The 4460-nt window shown below is 68.8% G+C and carries 5 protein-coding genes; 4 read left to right on the plus strand and 1 reads right to left on the minus strand.

Going from position 1 to position 4460, the window contains the following annotated elements; translation table 11 throughout:
• Positions 1–473: 473 nt before the first annotated feature.
• Positions 474–1364, plus strand: coding sequence for a haloalkane dehalogenase (locus tag ABDW21_RS16315; RefSeq protein ID WP_343603170.1), 891 nt, complete (start codon positions 474–476; stop codon positions 1362–1364).
• Positions 1365–1450: 86 nt separating this feature from the next.
• Here ABDW21_RS16315 and merA read toward each other — a convergent pair whose 3' ends face one another.
• Complete coding sequence (gene merA / locus ABDW21_RS16320) at positions 1451–2875, minus strand: mercury(II) reductase (protein ID WP_343710750.1); 1425 nt, start codon at positions 2873–2875, stop codon at positions 1451–1453.
• Positions 2876–3019: 144 nt separating this feature from the next.
• Here merA and ABDW21_RS16325 point away from each other — a divergent pair, with 144 nt between their 5' ends.
• The 3 genes from ABDW21_RS16325 to ABDW21_RS16335 all read left to right on the plus strand — a co-directional run.
• Positions 3020–3415, plus strand: a complete 396-nt coding sequence (locus tag ABDW21_RS16325) for a metalloregulator ArsR/SmtB family transcription factor (protein ID WP_343603174.1) — start codon at positions 3020–3022, stop codon at positions 3413–3415.
• On the plus strand, positions 3412–3936 hold the full coding sequence (locus tag ABDW21_RS16330) for a TlpA disulfide reductase family protein (protein ID WP_343603176.1): 525 nt from the start codon (positions 3412–3414) through the stop codon (positions 3934–3936). Before ABDW21_RS16325 ends, ABDW21_RS16330 begins: the two co-directional genes overlap by 4 nt.
• Positions 3933–4460 (plus strand): cytochrome c biogenesis protein CcdA (locus ABDW21_RS16335; RefSeq protein ID WP_343603178.1); only part of this gene is annotated, 528 nt, incomplete at its 3' end. The genes ABDW21_RS16330 and ABDW21_RS16335, both read left to right, overlap by 4 nt.

Below are 4460 nucleotides of genomic sequence, written 5' to 3' on the forward strand. Positions count from 1 at the left end.
CGAGGGCGACTAATCCGATCGTCATGATCACTCCTTCTCGTCGTCGTGCTCATCGCTGCAACGAGCGGCAGACTTCAGTCGCCCCGCGAGTGTCATCGAAATGACAAGGCTTGCTGGTGATTTTCAGGGTGGGCTCGTTGCTCAGTTGGGCGGCGCGCACTTGTGTTCGAGACGTCGCGGTACGACGGCATCGGCGGCGACTGGTACCACCGTCGGCCCGGGTGGTCGGGCGGGAGTGTCAGCAGTCATACACTTCGATGACAGCGGGCCGCCGACCAGATGGACGCTGATGAGGACCACGGTCTTGTGCGTGAGAGGTGGCGGCCAGCTGCAATGATCACCGATTCCCGTTACAGTTGCGTTACAGTTGGCAGTTCTCATTGCCGCGAGTGCGGTGCCGGGCGCGGCGGCAGTGAGGCACTCGCCGGGTCCGTGAAAATGTCTGAAACGCATTGAACCGAAAGGGGATCAACGTGGCCGGACCAAAACCGTACGCAGCGTTGCGATTCCGTGATGTCAACGGCAAACGAATGGCCTACATCGACGAAGGCGAAGGCGACGCGATCGTGTTTCAGCACGGTAACCCGACGTCATCGTATCTGTGGCGCAATGTGATGCCGCACCTGGAAGGGCTTGGCCGGCTCGTCGCCTGCGATCTCATCGGGATGGGCGGCTCCGAGAAGCTCGGCCCGTCAGGCCCGGACCGCTACCACTACGCCGAACACCGGGACTACCTGTTCGCGCTGTGGGACGAGCTGGACCTCGGCGACCGGGTGGTGCTCGTGCTGCACGACTGGGGTTCGGCGCTGGGCTTCGACTGGGCTAACCAGCACCGCGACCGCGTGCAGGGCATCGTGCACATGGAAGCGATCGTCACACCGCTGATCCAGACGGATTTCGACGAGAGCCTTCAGGGGGCGTTCGGGGGGCTCCGCTCGTCGGAGGGCGAGCGAATGGTGTTGGAAAAAAACATCTTTGTCGAGGCGATGCTGCCCGGTGGGGTGCTGCGCAAATTGTCCGCAGAGGAGATGGACCACTACCGGGCGCCGTTCCGCAACCCCGGTGAGGACCGCCGGCCGACCTTGTCGTGGCCGCGCAACATCCCCCTCGATGGCGAACCGGCAGACGTCGTGGCAGTCGTGAACGACTACGCGAAATGGCTGTCCGAAGGTGATGTGCCCAAGCTGTTCATCAACGCCGAACCCGGGGCGATCGCCCGCGGCCGCGTCCGAGAGTTCATTCGCACCTGGTCCAACCAAACCGAAATCACGGTCAGTGGTGTGCATTTCGTCCAAGAGGACAGCCCCGACGAGATCGGCACGGCCGCCGCCGAGTTTGTCCGGCGGTTACGCGCACCGCACTAGCGACCGCCCTGCGATCGTCGATGCCGGGTAAGCACCGGTTGGGCGGGAGCGGTCACCACAGGGATGCCTTTTCTTTCGGGGTTCGGTCAGGCGCAGCACGACAGTTTGGTGACGTCGCGGGTGAAGGTCTGCGCGGCGAGCTTCAGCGCCTCGGCCATCGTCAGATACGGGGCCCACGTACCGGCCATCTGCCCGGTGGTCATGCCGGATTGCACCGCGTAGACGGCAGCCTGAATCGCGTCGCCGGCGCCGGCGGCGATCATGTGCACGCCCAGGATGCGGCCGCTGCCGCGTTCGGCGACGATCTTGACCAGCCCCCGAGTGTCGCGGTTGACCAGCGCGCGGGGCACGTAGTCCAGGGGCAGCACCCGGCATTCACACGAATACCCGGCCTGCACGGCCGCAATGTCGGTCAGCCCCACCGACGCGATGGCCGGGGTGGTGAACGTGACCCGCGGCAGCGCGGTGTAGTCCAGGGTGCGCTCGGCGCCGTCGAGGGCGTTGTCGGCGACGAGGTTGCCGTGCGCGGCAGCGACATACACGAACTGCGGATACCCGGTGACATCACCGGCAGCCCAGATCCGGGGGTTGCTGCTGCGCAGGTGCTCGTCGACCAGGACCTGCCTGCGGTCGCCGACCTGCACTCCGACCGCACCCAGGTTCAATCCGTCGGTGACCGGGCGGCGGCCCGTCGCGACCAACATATGCTCGGCGCTGAATTCGCGGCGGGCGCCGTCGACGACTGCGATCGCGGCGACCTCGCCGACCGGGCCGCGGCGGACCTGCTGTAGCTGCGCGCCCGTCACCACCGCGATGCCCTCGTCGGCGAACACACCGGCGATAACCGCGCTGACCTGCGGCTCCTCCGCCCGCGCCAGCCGCTCGCCGCGCACCAGGACGGTCACCGTCGCGCCCAGGCGGGCGAACAGTTGCGCCTGCTCCAAACCCACGTAGCCGCCACCGAGCACCAGCAGCGACTCCGGTATCCGGTCGAGCGCCATCGCGGTCGCCGAGGTCAGATAGCCGGACTCGGCCAGCCCGTCGACCGGCGGCACCCACGGCGCCGATCCGGTCGCCACCAGATACTTCGCCGCCTCCACCCGCACGGCATCGCCGCTGTCGTTAGGGGTGACCACCAACGCGGGACCGTCGACGAAGGCAGCCTGGCCGTGCATGATCGGCCAGTCGTAGTCGGCGGCCAGGTCGATGTACTTCTGCGTGCGCAATCCCTCGACCAGGCGGTCCTTGCCCGCGATCAGCGCGGCCATAGCCACCGGGCCGGCATCGGTGGCGATCCCCGGGAACGCCTGCGCGCCCGCGACATGGCGGGCCGCGGCGGCAGCCAGCAGCGCCTTGGACGGCACACACCCGACATTCACGCACGTGCCACCGGTGGTGGCGCGTTCGATCATCGCCACGCTGCGCCCTTTGCTGCGCGCGGCGATCGCGGCGGCGAACGCCGCTCCACCCGAACCGATCACCGCCAGGTCATATCGGGAACTGTGGGTCATGGCCCGAGTCTCCTCCGTGTCGCGGGGTCCGGCCGCACAGCCGCAACCCATCTGGGTATTCGCCTTGACGAATAGTTCCAGTGAAGCATAGTATTCGCTTCAACGAATAGTCAGCGAATGGCTCTGAGGGTCTGGAGGTCGCGCATGTTCCCCGCTTCCGGCCGTGCCGTGACCGCGGTGGTGGACGACGGCTGTTCGCATTCCGATACCGTGGCGCGGTTCTTCCGCGCCCTGTCCGATCCCACCCGTTTGAAGATCCTGGAATACATCCTGGCGGGTGAACGCACCGTCGCCGACTGCGTCGAGCACGCCGGGATCACCCAGCCACGGGTGTCGATACACCTGGCGTGCCTCACCGACTGCGGCTACGTCGTCGCCCGACGCGACGGCCGCAAACTGCGCTACTCCGTCGGCGACCCCCGGGTCGCCGACCTGGTCATGCTCGCCCGGTCGCTGGCCGCTGACAACGCCGCCGCCCTGGACTGCTGCGCCCGCATCAGCCCGGCCCCCGACACCGAGAGGGGTCCCCGCCACCGATGACACGTCCGGCCGTGCTGCGCCACCGCCGCGCCTTCCTCGCCGCCGCCTTCACGACCTTCGCTGCGAGCGCGTTGATCGCATGCACTTCCACGAGGGGCTCTGCGCCGACCGCCGCCACCCCGCCCACCAGCACGGTGACCACCCTCGCCGGCGCCACCGTCCGGATACCCGCCGACAAGCCGGCCGCGGTGTTCTTCTTCTCCGTCGGCTGCGGCGAATGCCTCGGCGGCGGCAAGTCCCTGGCCCAGGCCGCGGCCACGGTCGGCGACAAAGCCCAATTCCTGGCCGTGGACATGGATCCCGGCGACAGCAAGGACGCCATCAGCGGCTTCCTGCATGCCATCAACAGCCCCGAGTTGCCCACCGCCATCGACACCGGCGCCACCCTGAGCCGCGCCTACCAGGTCTCCGCGCTGAGCACCCTGCTCGTCGTCGACCCCGCCGGGAAAGTCACCTACCGGGCCACCGACCCCACCACCGACCAGATCCGCGCAGCCCTCGCCGCGGCGGGCGCCCGGTGAACGGACTGCTCGCCCTGGCCTTCGCCGCCGGGATGCTCGCCCCGGTCAACCCGTGCGGCTTCGCGCTGCTGCCCGCATGGATCAGCTACACCTTGGGCGATGCCGCGCCGTTGCCGGTGCGGCTGGCCCGCGCCCTGCGCGCCGCCGCCGCGCTGACGATCGGCTTCGCGAGCACCTTGGTCGGCGCCGGGCTGGCGATCAGCGTGGGCGCGCGTGCCCTGATCCACCTAGCGCCCTGGCTCGGGCTGGTCACCGGGCTGGTGCTGTTGCTGCTCGGCGCGGTGATGATCACCGGCCGCACCGTGCGGCTTCGCCTGCCCGCCGTCACCCCCGCCGCGGCCGCCCCAACCCGAGCGTGGCGGTTGGCCGGCTTCGGCGTCGGCTATGCCGTCGCCTCCCTGTCCTGCACCGTCGGGGTGTTGCTGGCGGTCATCGCCCAGGCCCAGGCCACCGCCAGCTACGCCGGGCTGGTGGCCATCTTCGCCGCCTACGCCACCGGGTCCGGCGCGGTGCTGCTGCTAGTC

This window comes from Mycobacterium sp., assembly GCF_039583805.1.
In the GTDB taxonomy this organism is placed as follows: domain Bacteria; phylum Actinomycetota; class Actinomycetes; order Mycobacteriales; family Mycobacteriaceae; genus Mycobacterium.

Coding starts and splice junctions, on each gene's coding strand:
- merA (WP_343710750.1), bottom strand. CDS start 2,875: ATGACCCACAGTTCCCGATATGACCTGGCGGTGATCGGTTCGGGTGGA.
- ABDW21_RS16325 (WP_343603174.1), top strand. CDS start 3,020: ATGTTCCCCGCTTCCGGCCGTGCCGTGACCGCGGTGGTGGACGACGGC.
- ABDW21_RS16330 (WP_343603176.1), top strand. CDS start 3,412: ATGACACGTCCGGCCGTGCTGCGCCACCGCCGCGCCTTCCTCGCCGCC.